Source organism: Neisseria weaveri (assembly GCF_900638685.1).
Classification (GTDB): Bacteria; Pseudomonadota; Gammaproteobacteria; order Burkholderiales; family Neisseriaceae; genus Neisseria; species Neisseria weaveri.
The window spans coordinates 628,361-650,863 of record NZ_LR134533.1 but is presented as its reverse complement, the minus strand read 5'-3'; the positions used below and the strand labels follow the sequence as shown (position 1 = coordinate 650,863).

Below are 22,503 nucleotides of genomic sequence, written 5' to 3'. Positions count from 1 at the left end.
ATGAAAACAATAGCTTAGTAGATTGTCGTAGAGGAATGTGATGATGGATTTCAGAGGCCGTCTGAAAAATAAAATGGTTTATGCCGTTGCCTGTTGGCTGGCGGCGGCATCTTTGCCGGTATGGGCGGCACACGGCATGAGTTTGGGGCAGCCCGTGCGTTATCCGGCCGGTTTCGATTCGTTTCCTTACGCCAATCCGAACGCACCCAAAGGCGGCACGTTTACCTTGCCGGTACCCGGCAGCTTCGACAGCCTGAATCCTTTCATGCTGAAAGGCAGCAGCGAAGTGGGCATAAGCACGCTGACTTTGGATACTTTGCTGGAAAAAGGGCAGGACGAACCGTTTGCCATGTACGGCCTGCTGGCCGAAGACATCAGCTTGGCTTCAGACGGCCTTTCCGTTACATTCAGATTAAACCCAAAGGCACGGTTTCACAACGGCGACCCCGTGTTGGCGGAAGACGTGGCGGCTTCGTTCCGCTTGCTGACGCAGGATAAAGACGCGGCACCGATGTACCGTTTTTATTGGTCGGACGTAGCGGCGGTGGAAACGCCGGACAAACGCACGGTACGCTTCCGTTTCAAGCAGAAAAACGCCGAACTGCATTTGATTTTGGGCAGCCTGCCGGTGTTTTCACGAAAAAGTTACCCCAAAGGATTGGCGGCCGATCCGAACAAACCGCCCATCGGCTCCGGTCCTTACCGGCTGCACAAAACCGACAGCAACCGCTTGAGCGAGTTTAAGCGCGATAAAGCGTATTGGGCGGCGGATTTGAATGTCCGCAAAGGTTTTTTCAATTTCGATACCGTGCGCTTCAAATATTACCGCGACGACAGCATCCGCTTGGAAGGCATAAAAGGCGGCCAATATGATTTTGTGCAGGAAAATGTGGCGAAAAACTGGTCGCGTGCCTATCCCGATTCGATTCTGAACAAACGCGGTTTGAAAAAATACGAATGGAAACATCAAAGTACGGCCGGTTTGCAGGGTTTTGTCATGAATATGCGCCGCATACCGCTGAACGATATCCGCGTACGGCAGGCTTTGGTGTGGAGTTTTGATTTCGAAAGCGTCAACCGCCGCGTGTTTTACGGCCTGTACCGCCGCAGCGACAGCCTGTTTACCAACAGCAGTCTGGCGGCCTCGGGCAAACCTGAAGGAGCGGAGCTGGCGGTGTTGGACACCGTCCGCAAACAACTTCCGGCCGCCGTGTTTACCGAAAATGCACCGAGGCCGCCTGAAATTGATCCGAAGCTCGGTGTGCGCCCGAATTTGTTGAAAGCAAGAGCATTATTGCTGCAGGCCGGATTCCGTTATCAAAACGGCGTATTAACCGACCGGCAAGGCAAGCCGCTGGTGTTGGAGTTTTTGGCACCGTCTAAAGTATATGAACAGGTTATCGTCAAATGGCAGCGGGATTTGGAAAAAATCGGCGTGCGGCTGAATATCCGTTTGGCAGATTCGGCGGTTTATCAGAAGCGCATGAACGGTTTTGATTTCGACATTACGGTAGTGGTGTACGGCAACAGTGAAAGCCCGGGCAACGAGCAGCAGCTTTATTTCGGCTGCCAATCCGCCAAAACCGAAGGCAGCCGCAATTGGGCGGGCGTATGCGATCCGGCAGTAGAAAAACTGCTGAAGCGTTTCGAGCATTTCGACAGCCGTGAAGAATTGGTTGCCGTGTCGCGCGCGCTCGACCGCGTGATCCGCCATCAATATATTGCCGTGCCCAATTGGTATGCCGACCGCTACCGTGTTTTGTACCGCAACGGCTTGAGCGTTCCCGAACGCAAACCGGCTTACTTCGGCGCGATGGAATGGGCGTTGCAGACAGGTTGGAAAAATATCCGTTAAGCATAAACGCCCAATCAATCCGACTGCTTGAAAGGCCGTCTGAAAAAATGCGGAAATTTTCAGACGGCCTTGTTTATTGTTTTGACAAGCAGATGAAAGCAACCGGTTTAAACGGATTAACGGACTTTTGAATCTGTTTTATTCAGCCGTTTGATGATTATCGGCTGAAAACAGCAAAAGGCCGTCTGAAAAATACAGAAATTTTCAGACGGCCTTGTTTATAGCGGGCAGAAGCCATCAGCCCAAATGTACCATTTCAATCTGCTCCATGCTGCGGCCTAAGAAGCGTTCGCCGATGGTGCGGAAGCGCAGCGGGATATCGCTGACGTAAAAGCGGTAATCGGCTGCCGTGTTGCCGGTATTGAGCAAATCGGCTTCAGCCAATGCCTGCGCGGTGGCTTCGGCAGTAGTAATGGCGGAGTCAACCAAAGCCAATTGCGGCGCTTCGCTGCGGATCAGCGGTTTGAGCAGCGGATAATGCGTGCAGCCCAAAACCAGCGTGTCGATATCGTCGGCCAAAAGCGGTTTCAGATATTCGCGTGCCGTCAGGCGGGTAACTTCGTGGTCCAGCCAGCCTTCTTCCACCAACGGCACCAGCAGCGGGCAAGCCTGCGATTGTACGCGGGCATTGGGGTTCATGCTGTGTATGGCACGGGCATAAGCGTTACTGTTGACCGTCGTACTGGTGGCGATAATGCCGATGTGGTCGTTTTTGGTGGTTTTCAAAGCAGCTTCGGCGCCGGCGGCAATCACGTCTAAAACGGGCATATTGCCTGCCATTTGACGTACTTTCTGTCCGGCTACGGCGGCGATGGTGTTGCAGGCGATGACGAGGGCTTTGACTTCGTTTTGCAGCAGGAAATCGACGATTTGTGCGGTAAAGGTTTCGATGGTTGCCCGTGATTTGACACCGTAAGGCACGCGCGCGGTGTCGCCGAAGTAAACGATGTTTTCCATCGGCAGGCGTTCCATTAAGGCGCGGACGACGGTCAAACCGCCGACGCCGGAATCGAAAACCCCGATGGGGCGTTGTTTGTTGATACTCATATCCATAAGGTTTCGGATGTTGCATATTGAAATAGCGGGTTATCCGTTTCAATCTGCTTTAGGTCAGCATGAGGCCGTCTGAAAAAAACGGCGCGGTTTCAAACCGGCGGAGTGCTTGTGCCGGAAGCGCTTATTGTACACCGCTTTTCAGACGGCCTGTATCTTTGCGCTGCACGACACCGGAATCTTTTCCAGCCCTTATAAAACTGATTTTATGCCGTTGTTTCGGGATTCCGGCGTGCAATCGGCACGTTAAATGAAATTTACTCCGGCGAGGTTTGCAAGATTTTCGAATTAAAGCATAATTAAACATTCTGTTTAAAGGTTGTGAACAAAATGAACCCAAACGCACAATTTCCGCGTTTTCTTGCCGATGAAGAAGCTACGCTGGCATTCGGCGGCAGTTTGGCCGCTGTGTTGGATGCGCCGCTGGTGATTTATCTTCAAGGAGATTTGGGTGCGGGAAAAACCACGTTTACGCGGGGTTTGCTGCGCGGATTGGGGCATGCCGGCTCGGTAAAAAGCCCGACTTATGCGATTGTCGAGTCTTATCCCTTATCGGGTAAAACGGTTCACCACTTTGACCTGTATCGGTTTACCGCTCCGCAAGAGTGGGAGGATGCGGGATTGGACGATTTATTGACGGAAGACAGCGTGTGTCTGATCGAATGGCCGCAGCAGGGCGAAGGGTTTGCGCCGGCCGCCGATTTGTCCGTCAGATTGGAAAATGTTGAAAACGGCCGCAGCTGTTCAGTCGAAGCCTGCACGGAGCGCGGACGGGAGATTTTGGAAGCATGGTTAAGTTAACAAGAAGAACAATTCTGCGCCGCGCCGCCGCAGGTTTGCTGTTTACCGTTACCCCGGTTGCCGCGTTGGCGAAAGTTGCCGCGCAAAAATTTGTAGCAGTCAGAATTTGGCCTGCCTCCGCTTATACCCGCATTACTTTGGAAGCCACGCAAGCGTTGAAATATAAGCATTTTATTTTGGATAATCCTTCACGTTTGGTGGTGGACATCGAAGGGGTAACGCTCAATGACGTTTTGCAGAAAATCGGCAGCAAAGTCCAAAGGAGCGATCCTTATATCCAAGGCGTGCGGGTGGGACAGAATACGCCGAATACCGTCCGTATCGTGATTGACTTGAAGCAGGCCGTAAATCCGCAAGTATTTACCCTGCCTCCGGTTTCGACGTTTAAAAACCGTTTAGTAGTGGATCTTTATCCTTCTGCCGATGTGGTTGCCGAAGCAGATGACCCTTTAATGGCGCTGCTCAAGGATTATTCGCAAGGAAAAATCCGTAAAGACGGCTCGACTTCAGGCAGCATGGCCAAAAGAAAAGAACCTGAATCCGAACCTTATACACCGCCTTCTCAGGGAAGAAGAAAACGTGCACCGATTGTGGTATTGGATCCCGGTCACGGCGGCGAAGATCCGGGTGCTATCAGCCCGGGAGGTGTGTATGAGAAGCATGTGGTGTTGTCGATAGCACGGGAAGTGAAAAAACGCTTGGATGCAATGGGTTATAAAACCTATATGACCCGGAACGAAGATGTGTTTATTCCCTTGGGGGTGCGGGTGGCGAAAGCACGCAAACTGAAAGCGGATGTATTTGTTTCCATTCACGCCGATTCTTTTACCAGCCCGAGCGCACGCGGTACGGGCGTCTATGCCCTCAGCACTAAAGGCGCGACCAGTGCGGCGGCAAGTTTCTTAGCCAAAACCCAAAACAGTGCCGACTCTATCGGCGGTGTGAGAAAAGTGGGCAACAAGCAGATTGACGATACATTGTTTGATATGGTTCAGACGGCCACGATTAAAGACAGCTTGGTGTTGGGCAGCAAGGTTTTGAAAGAATTAGGTAAAATCAATACCTTGCATAAAGGTCATGTCGATCAGGCAGGCTTTGCCGTTTTGAAAGCGCCTGAAATTCCGTCGATTTTGGTGGAAACCGCGTTTCTTTCCAATCCGGTGGAAGAAAAACTGCTGGCCAGTTCCTCATTCCGTTTGCGTAGTGCACAGGCGATTGCAAACGGCATTCAGCACTATATCAATGGAGCGGTGTTGACTTAAAACATGAAGCAAAAAAGTGTTGTTGCGTGTTCAAAACAAAAAATGTTTTCACCGTAATTAATTTTTGTTTTGCTATCGAGTGCAGCGGTCGGTAAGGCTTGTTTCAGCAGATATTAATGTCAAAATATTCAAACGGGTAGCGGTAAAAGAGACTGCTCCCCGTGTTTTTTGAAAGATTGTTCAAAAAAATTCTATCATTTCAGCCACTTTAAAAGTCAAGTTATCTTTATTTTGAATTTTAATTGTAAATATTTGTTATTATTTGATTGTTTTGATTGATTATATTAATGGCGGGTTGATAAATCATACTTGACCGCCTACAAACAATTACTTAAAGTAAGCTTACTTTAACCATAAATTGGTCTGACCAATTAACCAAAAAACACAAACCAAAATGACTCAAACTACTATTACTCAACCTCAATCAGGCGGCAGTAAGCCTACGGACGTGTATTTTTTCGGTACCTGTCTGTTGGATATCTTTATGCCGGAAGCAGGGATGGATGCGATGACTTTGCTGGAGCAGCAAGGTATCCGCGTTCATTTCCCAATGGAACAGAGCTGCTGCGGACAGCCCGCTTTTTCTTCAGGGCATCCGGAGGAAGCGTTTGATGTTGCTAAAGCGCAGCTGGATTTATTTCCGGAAAATTGGCCTATCGTGGTTCCGTCCGGTTCTTGCGGCGGCATGATGAAACACCATTGGCCGACCATGTTTAAGCATACCGAACACGAAGCGACGGCCAGTAATATTGCCGGAAGGGTGGTGGAATTTACCAACTTCCTGGTTGATATCGGTTATCAGCCGAAAGATGTCGGTGCGCCTGCCAAAGTAGCTGTACATACTTCATGTTCGGCACGCAGAGAGATGGGTGTTCACCTGACGGGTTGGGCATTGGTAGACAGTTTGGAAAATGTGGAGCGTGTGGTTCACAGCCACGAAAGCGAATGCTGCGGTTTCGGCGGCACGTTTTCTGTGAAGCAGCCCGATATTTCCGGCGCGATGGTTACGGATAAAGTTTCTTCGCTAAAAGCGACCGAAGCGGTAGAAATCATCAGTGCCGATGCCGGTTGTATGCTGAATATCGGCGGAAAAATCGCTAAAGACGAGCCGGGAATGCCGCGTCCGAAGCACATTGCTACTTTCCTTCTGGAAAGAACGGGAGGCAAAGCATGAGCGCACGTGAAAATATTTTGGCGAAATTGCGCAAGGCCAATGCCTACCCGATGCGCGAACCGGATACCGTTGATTATTACCGTGAAATGACTCCCGTGTGGGAAAGCGAAGTGGAACGCCTGAAACATTGGGCAAAAACCATGCGTGCGGTTAAAACGGAAATTTATTGGGTAAATGCGCAGAATTGGGCAGAAACATTGCTCGGCGTTGCTAAAGAAAAGCAGTTGCGAAATATTGTTTTGCCTTTGCAGACCGAACACGGTGCGCGAGCGGCAGAAATTTTTCAGACGGCCTCAGAAATTGAGGTAAAAGCGTTTGATAAACCGATAGAAGATTGGAAAGACGAGTTTTTCCAAGATGTGGATGCAGGGTTTACAGCGGTTAAGTGCGGCATTGCACATACCGGAACGTTGGTGTTGTGGCCGACTCCGGCAGAACCGAGAAGCCAAAGCCTGGTTCCTCCTGTTCATATCTGTTTGTTTGATACCACGAAAATGTACAACAACTTTTATGAAGCGGTAGAGGGTGAAAAAATGGCGGGCGGTATGCCGACTAATGTTGTATTGGTGTCCGGCCCTTCCAAAACGGCCGATATCCAGTTGACTTTGGCTTATGGCGCACACGGCCCACGCGATATGGTGGTGTTGGCTTTGTTGCCTGACTATATTTCTCCTGCCGATTTGGAGGACGCAGCATGACCGAGCAAATTATCCACATCCACCCCAAGCCGGAAACTTTTAAAGAAAATGCACGCAAAGCGCTGGCAGACAAACCGCTGCGCAAGAGTCTTCGTACAGCCATGGATATGTTGATGACAAAACGCAAAAATGTTTTGTCGGATGAAGTTGAATTACAGGGTTTGCGTACCCTTTGCGAACATATCCGCCAGCGGTCACTGGCAAAACTGCCTGATTTGTTGGAACAGCTTGAAAGCAATTTGACCCGCTTGGGTGTTAAAGTACATTGGGCGGAAACGCCGGAAGAAGCCTGTACCATTATTCACAATATCATTACCGCCCGTAACGGTAAATTGATGGTAAAAGGTAAATCAATGGTCAGCGAAGAAATCGAGCTGAACCATTATTTAGAAGGGCAGGGCATTCAAGCGGTTGAAAGCGATTTGGGCGAGTACATCGTTCAAATGGCCGGTGAGAAGCCGACTCATATCGTGATGCCGGCTATTCATAAAACCAAGGAGCAGGTTAGCGAATTGTTCCATAATCATTTAGGTACGCCTAAAACCGATGATGTGGATGAGTTAACCGGGATTGCCCGCCGTGCGTTACGTGATGTGTACCGTACTGCAGATGTCGGTTTGTCCGGCGTAAACTTTGCCGTTGCGGAAACGGGTACTTTGTGTTTGGTTGAGAACGAAGGTAACGGTCGTCTGACTACAACGGTTCCGCCCGTGCATATTGCTATTACCGGTATTGAAAAAGTGGTGGCCAAGCTGTCGGATATCCCGCCTTTGTACAGTTTGTTACCGCGTTCGGCCATCGGTCAGAACATTACCACTTATTTCAATATGATTACCGGCCCGCGCAGAAGTGAGGAGTTGGACGGACCGCAGGAAATGCACTTGGTGTTGTTGGATAACGGCCGTTCTCAAGCCTACGGTGAAGAGCAAATGCGCCGCACGCTGCAATGTATCCGCTGCGGTGCCTGTATGAACCACTGTCCGGTTTATACACGTATCGGCGGTGCGGCATACGGCACGACTTATCCGGGTCCTATCGGTGAAATCGTATCACCGCATATGTTGGGCTTGGATGCGACACGTGATCTGCCGACTGCCTGTACATTGTGCGGTGCGTGTAATGAAGTTTGTCCGGTTCGGATACCGATTACCGAGCAGATGATCCGTTTGCGTACTGAAGCACAGCGTTCTCCGAGCGAAGTAGTGCCTTATCCGATTAAAGGTCAGGGTGCATCTCATACCTTTACCGAAGATATGGCTTGGCGAACCTTCAATGGTATTTTCAGCGGTAAAAAAGCTTACCGTGCTTTCGGCTGGGCGGCTACGAAATTCCGTACATTGACACCGGGTAAACAGTTGAGTTGGACGCAAAACCGTGTACCGTTGAAGCCGGCGACTAAAACGCTGCATGAAATGGTGGCGGAAAAGCAAAAGCAATCTTGATTGTTTGATAAAAATTCAGACGGCCTGATAGGGTGGTGCATTGTTTAAAGCAAGCAATGCAATGCCCGTTCAGGCCGGTATTTGGATAACGGCAACCTGTAAGGGTTGCTGTATTAGGCAGTAGCCTTTTCATGAGAGAAGGTTACCGTTTTTATATAATGTGTCGGGGTGACAGACGATACAAACACAAAAAAGTTTTACCTCAAAGGATTGAAAAAAATGGCTTTATTTCTCAGCATTTTTCCAATAGCGCTGCTGATTTGGCTGATGGTCAAGAAAAACGGGATGCCGTCTTATATTGCTTTGCCGCTGATTGCCGCGTTGATTTACGTTTTACAGATTACTTATTTCGGCAATGATTTCATGTTGCTGAATGCAAACGTAGTCTCAGGTTTGATTTCTACACTGACGCCGATTACGGTTATTTTTGGTGCCATTATGTTTAACCGCATGATGGAAACCACGGGCTGTATCGATGTTATCCGCAAGTGGTTGGGTAATATCAGCCCGAACCCCGTCGCACAGCTGATGATTATCGGTTGGGCGTTTGCATTTATGATTGAAGGTGCGAGCGGCTTCGGTACACCGGCTGCGATTGCGGCCCCGATTCTGATGGGTTTGGGTTTTAATCCTTTGCGTGTGGCTATTTTCACGTTGGTGATGAACTCGGTTCCGGTATCGTTCGGTGCGGTAGGTACCCCGACTTGGTTCGGTTTTGCGCCTTTGGAATTGTCTCAGTCTGATATTTTGGATATCGGTCGTCAAACCGGCTTTATCCACTTCTTCGCTGCATTTGTGATTCCTTTGATCGGTTTGAGCTTTATCACGTCTTGGCAGGAAATCCGTAAAAACTTCCTGTTTATCGGCATCAGCGTGATGTCCTGTACCATTCCTTATGTATTGTTGGCTACGGTTAACGAAGAGTTTCCGTCTTTGGTGGGTGGTGCGATCGGTTTGATGATTTCTGTTGCCGTTGCCAATAAAGGCATTGGTTTGAGTAAAGATTATCCGAAAGATCCGAATGCCGAAAAGCTGCCTTTTGCCGTTGTAGCCAAAGCATTGGCACCGTTGGGCATGTTGATCGGTTTCTTGGTTATTACCCGTATCAAACAATTGGGTATCAAAGGGTTGTTGACTGATATGACGCCTTTGTTCAATGTTCCTTTGGGCGTGTTTGATTTGGAAGTAACCCGTTCGCTGACTTTTGTGTTCAAAAATATTCTCGGTGAAGCGGTAAACGACCGTTACCAAACTTTATACGTTCCGGCGTGGATCCCGTTTGTGATTACGGTATTGATTGCGATTTGGGTATACCGTATCAAATTCTCCGATGCTAAAGCGTTTTATGTTGCTACCTTTAATCAGACCAAAAAGCCGTTGTTGGCTCTGATGGGCGCGTTGGTAATGGTGAAATTGATGTTGGTCGGCGGTGACGCTTCTATGGTGAAAACCATCGGTCGTGAGTTTGCACACATGGCCGGCGAGCATTGGGTTTATTTTGCGCCTTACTTGGGTGCGATCGGCGCTTTCTTCTCCGGTTCGAACACTGTATCCAACCTGACTTTCGGTCCGATTCAACAGCAAATCGCTTTGGATACCGGTTTGTCGGTTACCTTGATTTTGGCTCTGCAGTCTGTCGGCGGCGCGATGGGTAACATGGTGTGTATCAATAATATTATTGCGGTAAGCACGGTATTGGACGTACATAACCAAGAAGGTGCGATTTTGAAGAAAACCGTTATCCCGATGTTTATCTATGGTGTGATTGCAGTGGTTGTTGCAGCAATCTTCCTGTTCTAAAGTATTGAGTTGGTAAAAAGGCCGTCTGAAAATTTCAGACGGCCTTTTGTTTTTTAGTATTGGAATAATCATTTCATCAATATTTTTATTATTCCGCTACTTTACGTTTACGCCCCGAAATTGGGCTGTAAAAGTGCGCAGGTTACACGCTCTTTCCGGCTTCGGCGCGAACGTCCGGCAATCTTGCCGCAGGCGCTGCCGGGATCAAGCTGTTTGTCGTCTGTATGTGGACGTGTTTTGGTTTGGCGCTCTCTATTGTTATGTGTTTTGGCTTGCTCTTTTGCCGGCTCTGAAGTTTGATCGGTATGACCGTTCGGCCACCATTTGGGTTCAAAGCCTTCGATTCTTTCTATTTGCAAGCTTTTGCCGATCAACTCTTGAATGGATTCAAACATTTTCTGTTCGGTTTCATCCATTAGCGAAATGGCGATGCCGTCTGCGCCGGCGCGTCCGGTTCGGCCGATACGGTGTACATAATCTTCGGGCTGGGTCGGCAATTCGTAATTGATTACAAACGGCAGTTCGGCAATATCCAATCCGCGTGCGGCGACATCTGTGGCCACTAAAACACGCAGCTTGCCTTCTTTGAACGCATTGAGCGTTTCTAAGCGGAGCTGTTGGGATTTATCGCCGTGAATGGCTTGCGCACTGATGTTGCGGCGCTGTAAATCTCGGGTTACATGCTCTACGCTTTGTTTGGTTTTGCAGAAGACGATGACTTGGCTGATGTCCAAGTCCAAAATCAGCCGTTCCAACAGGCTGCGTTTGCGCATGGTGTCGACGGCAATAATGTGTTGTTCCACATTTGCATTGGTGGTGTTTTGTGCGGCTACTTCCACTTGCTCCGGACTGTGCATGAAGTCTTGGGCCAGCTTGCGGATAGGGGGCGCGAAAGTGGCTGAAAACAGTAGGGTTTGACGCTGTTTGGGCAGCATCTGCATGATTTTGCGGATGTCGTCGATAAAGCCCATATCGAGCATACGGTCGGCTTCATCTAAAACGACAATCTCGACTTTGTTTAAATTGATGTTTTTTTGTTTGATGTGGTCGAGTAAACGGCCGACGGTGGCGACGACGATTTCACAGCCGGAGCGTAACTCTTTGGTTTGGTTATCCATATTTACGCCGCCGAACAGTACGGTATGGCGAAGCGGCAGGTTTTTGATGTACGAGCGGATATTCTGGTCGATTTGGTCCGCCAATTCGCGGGTGGGCGTTAAAACCAGCATACGGACAGGGTGCATGGCCGGTGAAGTGCTGGCATTGGCGTAGCGTTTCAGACGCTCCAAGCTGGGCAACATAAATGCGGCGGTTTTACCCGTTCCGGTTTGTGCGGCGGCAAGCAGGTCATGTCCGGCCAAAGCTTTGGGAATGGCGGCCGCTTGAATCGGTGTGGGTTGTTCGTAGCCTTGTTCGCTTAACGCGGAAACGATTTCATTGCCAAGGCCGAGTGAGGCAAAAGGGTTCATGTTCAGTCTTTCTGTGGAAGACGACCCGAAATAGAGATTGAGAAGAGGAGGCCGTCTGAAAATTCCGAGTATGTATTCCGGGCATGGCCGGAATGCTGTATGAATAGGTCGGGCGGGTAAACACGTTTGTTGCTGTGATAATGCTTTGGGTTGCCATGGGCAGCAGCAGGTTTACCGGCCGTTTAAGATGTATGCGTATTATGCCATAAATCGGTGCCGGATTCAGGAGACGGATGGTTTTCGCGAAACCCGTCAAGCCGGTTTTCAGACGGCCTAAGAGCTTGGGAATGAAATATGCGGATAAAATAACAGCGGATGTTTTCAGTAGATGGTTCACCATTTATCGGTTTTTTGCCGGTCGTTTTGTGCCAGTGTGCCGGCATATTCGCTGCGGCTGCGGTATTCCTGATTTTGGCGGATGCAGTCTGCAACATAATTCAAATGCTGTTCCGCATGAAAAGAAGCTTGTTTGGAGTCTTCCGCTTTAATGGCTTCGCAGATGGCTCTGTGTTGGCTGATGAGTGCGGGTCGCGGGTCTTCGATGCCCTCCGTATACATGATACGGCTGCGGGTTTGGTAATACAGCATATTCAGCAGGCTGTTGGAGAGATGGGAAAACAGAATATTGTGAGAGGCTTCGGCAATGGCCTGATGAAAACAGACATCGGCTTCTTCTTGCTGCTCGCGGTTTTGTTTGACATAGGCTTCTTCAAACTTATTTACCCAAAATTCGATGCGTTCCAAGTCGGTATCGGTACGCCTTTTGGCGGCCAAAGCCGCCATACAGCCTTCGATGCTGCGGTTGAAGTCGAATACGTCGGATTCCCAGTCGGGGTGGCTGCCAAGCAGGTTTTTCCAACTGTGTAAAAAATCTTCCTGATATTGTAGGGAAACATAATAGCCGTCGCCTTGTCTGGCAGCGAGCATATTGCGTGCCACCAGCATTTTTAATGCAGCTCTGATGGAAGGGCGGGAAACATCAAATTCTTCGGCCAGTTTTCTTTCCGGCGGAAGTTTAGTGGAAACGGGATATTCGCCTGAAATAATGCGTTTTTCGATAATGCCGCAAATTTGCTCGCTTAAAGTTTTGGATTTTAACAGGCTCATAATCCGGCTTTTCAGAATCTCAGATAAATAAATTGGCGGGCAGTAATTAATTTTTTAATGCTTGCATATATTTTTTAAACTTCCAGCGGATTAAAACGCCATAGAAACCGTTTAAATATTCGAAGAAAACGTGATGCCTAATAAGTATTGTGGCTGTTTAAATTGTTAATTGCTTTTAAAAATGGTTAATAATTGGTAATAATAAAATATTTTTGTATTGAATTAATCCTTAGGGAAAAGATTTGTGGAAAAATTTGCAAATAAATCTTTACATATATTGAGTGCCAAATTTATTTATGGCAGATTGAAGCTACCGGAAGTAAATATTAAAAATATTAAGTTTTAAATATTTCAGCCGGACAACCTTAAACGGTTATGAATAACGACAACACAAAGGAGCACAATCATGGCAACACAATTCTTTATGCCCGTTCAAAACATCTTGGGCGAAAACGCCTTGGCCGAAGCGATGGATGTGATTAGCGCTTTGGGCTTGAAAAAAGCATTAATCGTTACCGACGGCGGTTTGAGCAAAATGGGCGTTGCCGACAAAATCGGCGGTTTGTTGAAAGAAAAAAACATTGATTACGCAGTATTCGACAAAGCACAGCCCAACCCGACCGTTACCAACGTCAACGACGGTTTGGCAGCCTTGAAAGAAGCCGGTGCGGATTTCATCGTCTCTTTGGGCGGCGGCTCTTCACACGACTGCGCCAAAGCAGTAGCGATTGTGACCACCAACGGCGGCAAAATCGAAGACTACGAAGGTTTGGATAAATCGAAAAAACCGCAACTGCCTTTGATTGCCATCAATACCACTGCCGGTACGGCTTCGGAAATGACCCGCTTTGCCGTGATTACCGACGAAGCCCGTCATGTGAAAATGGCGATTGTCGATAAAAACGTAACGCCGCTGCTGTCGGTAAACGATCCTTCTTTGATGGAAGGTATGCCCGCTCCGCTGACCGCAGCTACCGGTATGGATGCCTTGACCCACGCGGTGGAAGCTTATGTTTCTACCATCGCTTCACCGATTACCGACGCTTGCGCGCTGAAAGCCATCGAACTGATTGCGGGCTATCTGCCCACTGCCGTTCACGAGCCGAAAAACAAAGAAGCCCGCGAAAAAATGGCTTACGCCCAATTCTTGGCAGGTATGGCGTTCAACAACGCTTCTTTGGGCTATGTACACGCGATGGCGCACCAATTGGGCGGTTTCTACGACCTGCCGCACGGTGTGTGTAACGCGCTGCTGCTGCCTCACGTTGAGCGTTTCAATCAACAGGCCGCTAAAGAGCGTTTGGACGAAATCGGCGCCATTTTAGGTAAATACAACAGCGATTTGAAAGGCTTGGACGTGATCGACGCGATTACCAAACTGGCCCGTATCGTCGGCATCCCCAAATCTTTGAAAGAGCTGGGCGTGAAACAGGAAGACTTCGGCGTGTTGGCCGACAACGCTTTGAAAGACGTTTGCGGCTTCACCAACCCGATTCAAGCCAACAAAGAGCAGATTATCGGCATCTACGAAGCAGCATTCGATCCCGCTTAATCGCTCAATGCTGATTTGATGCGAATCTAAGGCCGTCTGAAAATTTCAGACGGCCTGCAAGCATGTTGTGTAAACGGCTCTTTTAAATAAATCGCAATCTATATGGTTTGAAGCGATAAGAAGATCCGAATATTAATGTCTTGTTCGAATTTCAAACTGCTCGGAAACAGCTTCTTTAATAGTTTTTAAATGATTGTTTTTTTAGATGTATGTATGATGTATTAAGGCCGTCTGAAATTTTCAGACGGCCTTTGTGTCAAATATGTATTGCTTATTTGGGATTGTCGGGGTGGATTCCGTTTTCCTTCAATAAGTTTTCAATTTTTTCCTGTACCTTTTGGGCTTTAGCGTGCATGGTCAATTGGTATTTGATTTGCTCAAACGGAGGTGCGTCGGCGGCGCGTTCCGAAGCGGCAAGTTTGAATAGATAGTATTTACCGTCCAATTCTACCGGTTCGGCGGTAACTTGTCCGCGCGACATTTGGGCGACCAGTCCGCTCAAGTTGCCGGGCAGTTGGCTTGGTGAGATCAGTTCGTTTAAAGCCTGTTGCTCGGGGTTGGGGTAGCGCTTCATCAGTTCTTCGAAGCTCAAGCCTTTCAACAGCAGGCTTTGTGCTTCGGCTGCCGCTTCTTTTGTATCGAAGTGGACCTGCTGCAGGCGGATTACACGGGTTTCGCGGTCGTAAACGGCGCGGATTTCCGCTTCGTCAACTTCGGTATTGCGCTCTAAATATTGGCTGTATTGCTGTGCGTAAAACTGTGCTTCGACGTTTTTCCATTGGTTTTGCACGTCCGGTTCTTTGTCTAAACCGAGTTTTAAGGCTTCGTTTTTCAGGATTTCAAAGCTTTGCAGTTGCAGCAGTACGTCTTTGCGGATGGCGGCACCGTCCGGTTTTTGGGTCAGGTGCGGATCGGCATCGGCCTGTTTCATGATTTGGCTGACCATGCTGTCGATACGGGCGGTTTCGATTTCAGGGGCTTTGGCTGCAACGGTGCCGGCAGTTAGGGCGGCCAGTGTCAGCAGGGAAACGGCGATACGGTTTTTTCTTGTGATCATGATAGGGTTTCCAAGATGTTATTTTGCCGGCTGAATGGTGGCTTTTTGGTATAAAGCGCCGATGGCTTCATTGATTTTCGCACCTTGGATCTGCTCGGTCAGATTGTCTTTGATTTGCTCGTAAGGAGGTACTTTTACTTCGCGTTTGTCGTGAATATAGAATACGCCGAATAAGTTGGGTTCTTCACGCATCGGTGTTTCTGTGAAGCTGCCTTTTTTCAGATTGCGTACGGCGTTGTAAACTTCGGGTGCACCTTGTTCCAGATCTTTCAGGCGGATGTAGCCTTGATTGATGCCGCCGGTTTTTTGGACTTCGGGGTCAACGCTGTATTGGCGGGCTACGGATTTGAAGTCTTTTTTGGCTTTGAGGTCGTTGACGGCTTGTTGGGCTTTTTCTGCCGACTGGGTGAAGATTTCGCCCAATTGGACTTCTTGCGAACCTTTGTAGAATTGGTTGAAGTCTTTATAGGCGTTTTTCAGATCAGCTTCGCTTAAGGGGTTTTGCATTAATACGTGGGTGATGTAGGCGCGGTTCAGCATTGCGGATTCATATTCCGCCCATTCCTGCTTGAATGTAGGACGTTTGTCCGCGCCCTGTTTTTTGGCTTGGGCGCGTGATTGCTCCAAAGCTTTTTTGAATTCGGGAATTTGGTCGATTTTCAGGCGTTTGGCTTCTTGGGCGACCAAAACGGAAGTGATGCGGTCTTGAATCAGTTCGTTACGCAACTCCGGACTGTCTTGGACTTTGCCTTGCGTTTGTTGTGTGATTTGTTTGATTTGTGCATCGATTTCTTTGCTGTCGATTTTGGTGCCGTTAACGGTTACCAATGTGGCTGCGGAAAGTCCGGTTGATAAAGCAGCCAATACCAGTGCGGAAGCGAAATGGGTTTTTTTCATGAATATTCTCCAATAATGGGGCGGATTAACCGGTATGTTCGTCGGGAGTAACGGCTTTAATGCTTAAGGCATGAATAAGGCCGTCTGAAAATAAATCGTGCAGGGGATCTTTAACCATGCGTTGGCGGTTTATGCGGCTGATGCCTTCGAATGCGGGGCTGACAACCAAGATGTGGTAGTGTCCCCCGCCTTTGTTGCCGGCATGTCCGATGTGCAGATGGCTGTCGTCGCGAAGCTGTAATAGGGTCGGACGTAGGGCTTGCAGGCGGGTTTCGATTTCTTGTTTGGTATCCATAGTTTTATTTAAATACGGCTTTAAACGGCTTAATCAGAATCTCGTCATAAACACCGGAATGGACGTAAGGGTCGTCTTCAGCCCAGCTTTGCGCGTCATCCAAAGAAGCGAATTGGGCGATAATCAGGCTGCCCGATACTTGTTCGGGATTATCGGGAAGCGGATTGGGGCCTGCGGTCAGCAGACGGCCTTGTGCCTTTAAATCTTCCAATCTTTTCAAATGTTGCGGACGGGCGGCTTTGCGTGCTTCGTAAACTTCTTCGCCGTCGGTTGCCAAAAGCATGAAGTATTCCATAAGTTATTCCTTATTGGGTAAGTGTCGGCTCAGGTAAAAACCTTGTCCGATAAAGAAAATAATCATTAATATGGTTGAGCCGAAAAGCTTGTAGTTAACCCATTGGGCTTGGGTAAAGTTGTAGGCGACCAGCAGGTTAATCAAGCCCATCAGGGCAAAAAATACAATCCAGGCAAAAGTCAGGTTGCGCCAAATGCCGTCGGGTAGCGTCATTTCTTTGCCCATCAAGGCTTTCAATCCGCTTTTGCCGAGCAGGTGTCCGGTTAATAGGGCTGCCGAACCGAACCAAAATAACAGGGTGGGCTTCCATTTGATAAAACGGTCGTCTTGGAAAAGCAGGGTCGCACCACCTAATACAGTGATCAAAATCAGACTGACCCACTGCATCGTATCCAGTTTTTTGTATTTCAGCCAAGTAAAGCCGGCCTGGAGCACGCCGATAACGAGAGCAACGGCAGTTGCCCAAAATATGTTTTTGGTAACGGTGTAAGTAATGAAAAATAAAATAACGGCAATTAAATCACTGAGTATTTTCATGGTTTATTGAAAACGGTTATCGGTAACCGACAATCATACCTGATTGCGGAAAGCTTTGACACTATTTATTACCCGTTGCTATCCGTAGCACTTCTGCGGCTGCAAAGGCCGTCTGAAAATATTGCGGCATGACATTCAAAGTCAAAAGGTTGGTCATTTGTTTGATTTGTCAACGTGGTTATAAAGTTGCAAGTGTTATTTTCTTTTGATATAAAAGCTTCGGAATACTTGGCACAATGTGCAATTAGAATATATCATGTAGGCTGATGAAAAATAGTGTTGGCTATCATGCTCCAATACAAAATCGGGGGATATAAATCTTGAAAAAAAATTATCAAATCAAACTGATTGCTTTGTCTGTTGCTATGGCTGCCTCTTTTTCTGCCGTAGCGGGATTGGGGGGATTGAATATTAAGTCAAGTTTGGGCGAACCTTTCTCGGCTACAGTAACGGTAACCGGTGAAGAAGCCAAATATTTATTGGATGGCGGTAAGGCCGAATTTTCAGACGGCAGTCTGAAAGGTACGGTAAGTGCATCCGGTGATAAAGCCGTTATCAATATCCGTTCCAATAAAGCAGTTCAAGAACCCGTTTTGATTTTTCAGATGGGCGTAGGTTCTCAAACACGCCAATATACTGCGATTATTGACCCTCCCGGGTATCATGCCCAGCCTTTGCAAACGCAGGCACAGGGTTCCAAGAATCCGCCTTCAACCAATATCAATGTGCATAAAATCGCCAAAGAGCGTGTAGCCGAAGTAGTCGGCGGACGTTCGTCGGCCAAACAAAATACCTCTAACCGTGCAGAGAACAAGAAAGATTCCGATAAGGAAGTTAAAAAGCAGGCGGCCAAAGCTGCTGCGCCTGCCCGTATTGCTTACGGTGGCAAACACATCATCCGTTCCGGTGAAACTTTGACGCAAATTGCCGCACGCATCCGTCCGAGCGGTTTGACTACATACCAAACGGTTCAGGCATTGGTGGCAGCAAACCCGGAATTATTCAGCGCACACAATGCCGATAAGATTTGGCCCGGTAATGTTTTAAATATTCCTACGGCAAACGAGCTGAAAGGCTTGGCTGCTTCCGGTGCCAAACTACAAACGGAAATCCCCCAAGCTGCAACGCCGTCTGAAAATATTGCAGACGCGTCTAAACCTGCGGTTGAAACCCAAGCTGCGCAAGTAGAGCAAACTCAAGTAGAGCAAATTACTGTTGCTCAAGAAGCACAGGCAGCATTGCAGCAGCCCGAGCAGCCGGCAAGCGCTCCTGAAGTCCAAGCTTCTGCAGTTCAGCAGCCAATGGAGGAGTTAGCCGCTTCGGAAGTGCAGGCCGAACAGGAAGTTGCCGCATCGGAAGAAGTGGCAGTGGTTGTAGAGGAAGCGGAGAAACCTGAAGCTCCTGTTGCAGTGAATGAAACGGACGGCGGTGAAGAAGGTTTCGGTTGGTGGAAGTGGTTGCTGATTGGAGGTTTGGCAGGTGCATTGGCATTGTTGCTGCTGGCACGCCGTTCTCCAAAGAAATCAGAGCATGCAGCTGTGGTTCCTGCTGTTGCAGAACCTGAGGAAGATGAAACCAAAATTTTCGATGATATGGTTTCTTCCGCCATCGAAAACGACTATGGCATTAAAACCGAACAGCCTGTGGCTCGTCCCACCGAATCCAAACCGTTGACTAAAGCCGAAGCGGCTGCCGTTATGGCTGCAGGTGCTGTTGCCGGTAAAACTAATGCTGCAGCTGCCCAACAGCCGGCCAGCGAACTAGAGATTGAAGACGATTTTGATGATGTGTTCATTGAGGAAACTTCATTAAAATCAGAAGGCTGTGCCGATGACATCAATTTGGATATGGGGCGGATCGATAATCAGCAAACCGGTATTTTGACCGGTGCGTTGACCAATGATGCGGAAACTAAAGCCAGAGAAGAGGCTGATTGGGACAATATCGAATCTACAGAGAGCGTATACGAGCCTGATCCCGAGCCGGTATATCAGCCTGTTGAGGAAATTGCTTATCAAACCGTTGAAGCGGTTGGTGCAACCGAAACAGTTGCCGCCTTGGAGCAATGGAACAGTGCTAATGCGGAAGCTGAGGTAGATCCTGCGCAAGACGATGAGCCTTTGGAATTTGTTATGCCTTCTGTTGAGGAGGCGTCTCAGAATACCGAAGAAGCCGTTGTGTACGGCGATAATGAGGATGACGACAATTCTTGGCTGAAAATGGCAGAAGAAGACAGCGGTTCTTCCGAGTTTGAGCCGGTAGATTTCGATACCGTTCATGCTCAAATTGACCAACAGGCTGCCAATAGAAAAGTGGAGCTGGTTGAATGGGAAGACCTGAATGTTTCAACCGCAGACGGCGGTGCCGGCTTTATTTCCGAATCTGTCGGTATGACTGCACCGTTGGAGGCGAAGTATGAACTGGCGAAAATGTATATTGAGATTCAGGATCCCGAGGCTGCCCGCGATACTCTGTTGGAATTGATAGAAGAGTCCGATGGTGCGATTTTGGCCAAGGCCAAAAAGCTTCTTGAAGAATTGGACGCTTGAATCTGACAAAAAATGCCGTCGTTCAGACGGCATTTTTATTGGTCGGTGTTTAAGTGTAAGTACGATAGGTTAAAAAACGGCATTCATGTTTGAGAAAGAAAAGCTGGAAAGCAGCAATAGGCCGTCTGAAAATAGAGACGATATTTTATGCAGTAATTTGCAGCGTTGGGCTTTAACGGTTGCTTATGACGGCAGCCGTTTTTACGGTTGGCAGAAGCAGGCTGACGGATTGCCTACTGTGCAGGAAGCATTGGAATCTGCGTTATTGCAAATTGCCGGAGAAAAAATCAACACGGTTGTCGCCGGCAGAACCGATACAGGCGTTCATGCAACGGCTCAGATTGTGCATTTCGATACGCGTGCCAATCGTCTCGAGCAGGCATGGATACGCGGTGTAAATGCGTTTTTGCCTGAAGGTGTTTCGGTGTGGCGCGCGCAAAAAGTCAGCAATCGCTTTCATGCAAGGTTTGATGCTTTCGGGCGGCGTTACCGTTATGTTTTGCAGTCTTCTCCGGTGCGCTCTCCGTTGTTAATCGGAAAAGTCGGTTGGACGCATACGCCTTTGGATATGGCGCTAATGCAGCAGGCGGCGGCATATTTGGTAGGGGAGCAGGATTTTTCCAGTTTTCGGGCGGCAGAATGTCAAGCCAAATCGCCGGTTAAAACGATTTACAGTGCCAAATTGTCCGGCTCTGCTGAGCTGATGGCCTTGGATTTGCACGGTAATGCGTTTCTGCATCATATGGTGCGGAATATTATGGGGGCGTTGGTTTATGTGGGTAACGGCCGCTTAAGTGTGGAAGGTTTTGCCAACCTGATTGATGAGAAAAGCCGTCTGAAAGCGCCGCCGACTTTTATGCCTGATGGTTTGTATTTGACCGGAGTAGATTATCCTGAAGAATGGGGCGTGGAAACGCCTGCGCCTCCTATTTGGTTGTGGTAGTCTTTGTTTGGCAGGTGTTTGATCACCTTGATAAAAAAAGGCCGTCTGAAATTTTCAGACGGCCTTTGATGTTTATTGCTTAGAGTAATTGGTAGATAAAGAAGATAAAGGTATGCAAAATAAATACCGGAATCAAAATGCCGAACGACCACGCCATATAGCCGAAGAAGCTGGGCATTTTTACCTTGCGCTGTTCTGCAATGGCTTTAACCATGAAGTTCGGTGCGTTACCGATATAGCTTAAGGCACCCATAAACACCGAACCCATAGAGATGGCCAACAGTGTATGGAACAGCGGACCACTCATCAGGCTTGCCGCATCGCCTCCGGCCAAGTTGAAGAATACCAGATAGGTAGGTGCATTATCCAAGAATGCAGACAACAGGCCGGTCATCCAGAAATACATGGTATTGATCGGCGCACCGGAGCTGTCGTGAACCATAGCGATTAGCGGACGGAACGCGCCGGCTTCGCCCGCTTTTAAGATGGCCAATACCGGCGCGATGGTAATGAAAATACCCAAGAACAGTTTGCCGACTTCTAAAATCGGATCCCAGTTGAATTCGTTTCCGGCACGAACCTGTTTAGGTGTAATGGCCAAAGAAACAAAAGTCAGACCCAATAAAATCAGATCGCGAACCAGGTTTTGCAGCAGATAGGTACTGCCCAAAATTTCAAAACCGGGATGGTTGGGTTTCCAAATGCCCGACATCAAAACGGCACTGATTACGCCCAATAACAGCAGGAAATTCCATTTGCCGAAAATTTGCAGCTTGCTGTCCGGAGTCGGATCTTTGGGTGTCAGTTCGTCTTCACGTGCATAGAAATAACTGTCCAAAGCATAAAACAGCAGCAATAGGATAACGGAGCTGATTAAAACCGGCGCAAACATATGTTGTACAGTCCACATGAAGTCAACGCCTTTTAAGAAGCCCAAGAACAAGGGAGGATCACCCAAAGGTGTCAGACCACCGCCGATATTGGCAACGAGGAAGATGAAAAACACGACAACGTGTACGCGGTGTTTACGGTTGTCGTTGGCTTTCAAGAGCGGGCGGATAAGCAGCATGGCTGCGCCTGTCGTACCCATAAACGACGCTAAAACCGTGCCGATGGCCAAGATAGCAGTATTCAGCTTAGGGCTGCCGTGCAGATTACCCCATACCAAGATACCGCCGGAGATCGTGTACAGCGCCAATAATAAAGCGATGAAAGGAATGTATTCTTCCACCAAAGCATGGGCGACGGTGTGGATACCGGTACTTAAACCGAAAACGGCAACAAACGGAACCAAGAAAATAATGGTCCATAAAGCGGTAATTTTACCGAAATGGTGATGCCATAAATGGGGTACCAACAGAGGACCTGTGGCAATGGATAAAAGGATTAATGCAAAAGGGATACCCCAAAGCAGGCTTAAATCGGCACCGTTGAAATCGGCTGCATGTGCCAAGACCGGTGCCAATAAGAGGGGGATCATGGATAACTGGAGGCGCATAGGCATTCCTTCCTTTTCTTGAGATAGCGTTTCAGGCCGTCTGAAAAACCGGCCTGCTGATTTGAAAAAACAGATGAAATTTCATCTAATTTGCAGCCGATTGTAAAAGAAAAACAAGGTGTATTCCAGTTTTATCGGTTTTTGTTAATAAATTTCTTGTTTTTAGAAGATTTTGACGGCTTTTAAAAACCGGTAATTAAAAGCCGTTCATGGATAGGT

At 48.3% G+C, this 22,503-nt stretch carries 19 protein-coding genes; 10 read left to right on the top strand and 9 right to left on the bottom strand.

Going from position 1 to position 22,503, the window contains the following annotated elements; translation table 11 throughout:
- Positions 1-73 precede the first annotated feature (73 nt).
- Positions 74-1,855 (top strand): extracellular solute-binding protein, encoded by a 1,782-nt coding sequence (locus tag EL309_RS03230; RefSeq protein ID WP_081463183.1) that lies wholly within the window; start codon positions 74-76, stop codon positions 1,853-1,855.
- Between the two features lie 237 nt (positions 1,856-2,092).
- Here the strand turns inward: EL309_RS03230 and murI are convergent, their stop codons facing one another.
- The gene (murI, locus tag EL309_RS03225) at positions 2,093-2,902 is read right to left on the bottom strand and encodes a glutamate racemase (protein WP_036494547.1); all 810 of its coding nucleotides are present in this window, start codon (positions 2,900-2,902) and stop codon (positions 2,093-2,095) included.
- A gap of 336 nt (positions 2,903-3,238) precedes the next feature.
- Here murI and tsaE point away from each other — a divergent pair, with 336 nt between their 5' ends.
- The 6 genes from tsaE (at position 3,239) to EL309_RS03195 (ending at position 10,085) form a co-directional block, all read left to right on the top strand.
- Positions 3,239-3,709 (top strand): tRNA (adenosine(37)-N6)-threonylcarbamoyltransferase complex ATPase subunit type 1 TsaE, encoded by a 471-nt coding sequence (tsaE, locus tag EL309_RS03220; RefSeq protein WP_040669519.1) that lies wholly within the window; start codon positions 3,239-3,241, stop codon positions 3,707-3,709.
- Positions 3,697-4,971, top strand: coding sequence for an N-acetylmuramoyl-L-alanine amidase (locus tag EL309_RS03215; protein WP_004282790.1), 1,275 nt, complete (start codon positions 3,697-3,699; stop codon positions 4,969-4,971). The genes tsaE and EL309_RS03215 overlap by 13 nt, the downstream gene beginning before the upstream one ends.
- 394 nt (positions 4,972-5,365) lie before the next feature.
- On the top strand, positions 5,366-6,145 hold the full coding sequence (locus EL309_RS03210) for a (Fe-S)-binding protein (RefSeq protein ID WP_004282791.1): 780 nt from the start codon (positions 5,366-5,368) through the stop codon (positions 6,143-6,145).
- Positions 6,142-6,843, top strand: coding sequence for a LutC/YkgG family protein (locus EL309_RS03205; protein ID WP_004282792.1), 702 nt, complete (start codon positions 6,142-6,144; stop codon positions 6,841-6,843). Before EL309_RS03210 ends, EL309_RS03205 begins: the two co-directional genes overlap by 4 nt.
- Positions 6,840-8,285: a LutB/LldF family L-lactate oxidation iron-sulfur protein gene (locus EL309_RS03200; protein ID WP_004282793.1), complete on the top strand. Its 1,446-nt coding sequence runs from the start codon at positions 6,840-6,842 to the stop codon at positions 8,283-8,285. Before EL309_RS03205 ends, EL309_RS03200 begins: the two co-directional genes overlap by 4 nt.
- A 219-nt stretch (positions 8,286-8,504) precedes the next feature.
- On the top strand, positions 8,505-10,085 hold the full coding sequence (locus EL309_RS03195) for an L-lactate permease (RefSeq protein WP_040669487.1): 1,581 nt from the start codon (positions 8,505-8,507) through the stop codon (positions 10,083-10,085).
- A 107-nt stretch (positions 10,086-10,192) separates the two neighbouring features.
- Here EL309_RS03195 and EL309_RS03190 read toward each other — a convergent pair whose 3' ends face one another.
- Positions 10,193-11,554, bottom strand: a complete 1,362-nt coding sequence (locus EL309_RS03190; RefSeq protein WP_004282795.1) for a DEAD/DEAH box helicase — start codon at positions 11,552-11,554, stop codon at positions 10,193-10,195.
- Positions 11,555-11,887: 333 nt separating this feature from the next.
- A complete protein-coding gene (locus EL309_RS03185) occupies positions 11,888-12,661 on the bottom strand; it encodes a FadR/GntR family transcriptional regulator (RefSeq protein ID WP_004282796.1) in 774 nt (257 codons plus the stop codon).
- A gap of 406 nt (positions 12,662-13,067) precedes the next feature.
- On the opposite strand from EL309_RS03185, the gene EL309_RS03180 reads away from it, so the two are divergent.
- Complete coding sequence (locus EL309_RS03180; RefSeq protein ID WP_004282797.1) at positions 13,068-14,213, top strand: iron-containing alcohol dehydrogenase; 1,146 nt, start codon at positions 13,068-13,070, stop codon at positions 14,211-14,213.
- Between the two features lie 271 nt (positions 14,214-14,484).
- On the opposite strand, the gene EL309_RS03175 is transcribed toward EL309_RS03180, so the two are convergent.
- Genes EL309_RS03175 through EL309_RS03155 form a run of 5 tightly spaced genes read right to left on the bottom strand, consistent with a single transcriptional unit; the run spans position 14,485 to position 17,294 of the window.
- The gene (locus EL309_RS03175; protein WP_004282798.1) at positions 14,485-15,270 is read right to left on the bottom strand and encodes a peptidyl-prolyl cis-trans isomerase; all 786 of its coding nucleotides are present in this window, start codon (positions 15,268-15,270) and stop codon (positions 14,485-14,487) included.
- Positions 15,271-15,288: 18 nt separating this feature from the next.
- Positions 15,289-16,167: a peptidylprolyl isomerase gene (locus EL309_RS03170; RefSeq protein WP_004282799.1), complete on the bottom strand. Its 879-nt coding sequence runs from the start codon at positions 16,165-16,167 to the stop codon at positions 15,289-15,291.
- A gap of 25 nt (positions 16,168-16,192) precedes the next feature.
- Complete coding sequence (locus EL309_RS03165; RefSeq protein ID WP_004282800.1) at positions 16,193-16,462, bottom strand: BolA family protein; 270 nt, start codon at positions 16,460-16,462, stop codon at positions 16,193-16,195.
- A 4-nt stretch (positions 16,463-16,466) separates the two neighbouring features.
- Positions 16,467-16,757 (bottom strand): YciI family protein, encoded by a 291-nt coding sequence (locus tag EL309_RS03160; RefSeq protein ID WP_036494536.1) that lies wholly within the window; start codon positions 16,755-16,757, stop codon positions 16,467-16,469.
- 3 nt (positions 16,758-16,760) lie between these two features.
- Positions 16,761-17,294, bottom strand: a complete 534-nt coding sequence (locus tag EL309_RS03155) for a septation protein A (RefSeq protein ID WP_004282802.1) — start codon at positions 17,292-17,294, stop codon at positions 16,761-16,763.
- 320 nt (positions 17,295-17,614) lie between these two features.
- Between EL309_RS03155 and EL309_RS03150 the strand changes: the two genes are divergently transcribed.
- Complete coding sequence (locus EL309_RS03150; protein ID WP_004282804.1) at positions 17,615-19,843, top strand: FimV/HubP family polar landmark protein; 2,229 nt, start codon at positions 17,615-17,617, stop codon at positions 19,841-19,843.
- An 85-nt stretch (positions 19,844-19,928) separates the two neighbouring features.
- Positions 19,929-20,786: a tRNA pseudouridine(38-40) synthase TruA gene (gene truA / locus EL309_RS03145; RefSeq protein ID WP_004282805.1), complete on the top strand. Its 858-nt coding sequence runs from the start codon at positions 19,929-19,931 to the stop codon at positions 20,784-20,786.
- A 79-nt stretch (positions 20,787-20,865) separates the two neighbouring features.
- Here truA and EL309_RS03140 read toward each other — a convergent pair whose 3' ends face one another.
- A complete protein-coding gene (locus EL309_RS03140) occupies positions 20,866-22,284 on the bottom strand; it encodes a sodium:proton antiporter (RefSeq protein ID WP_372512978.1) in 1,419 nt (472 codons plus the stop codon).
- Positions 22,285-22,503: the final 219 nt, after the last annotated feature.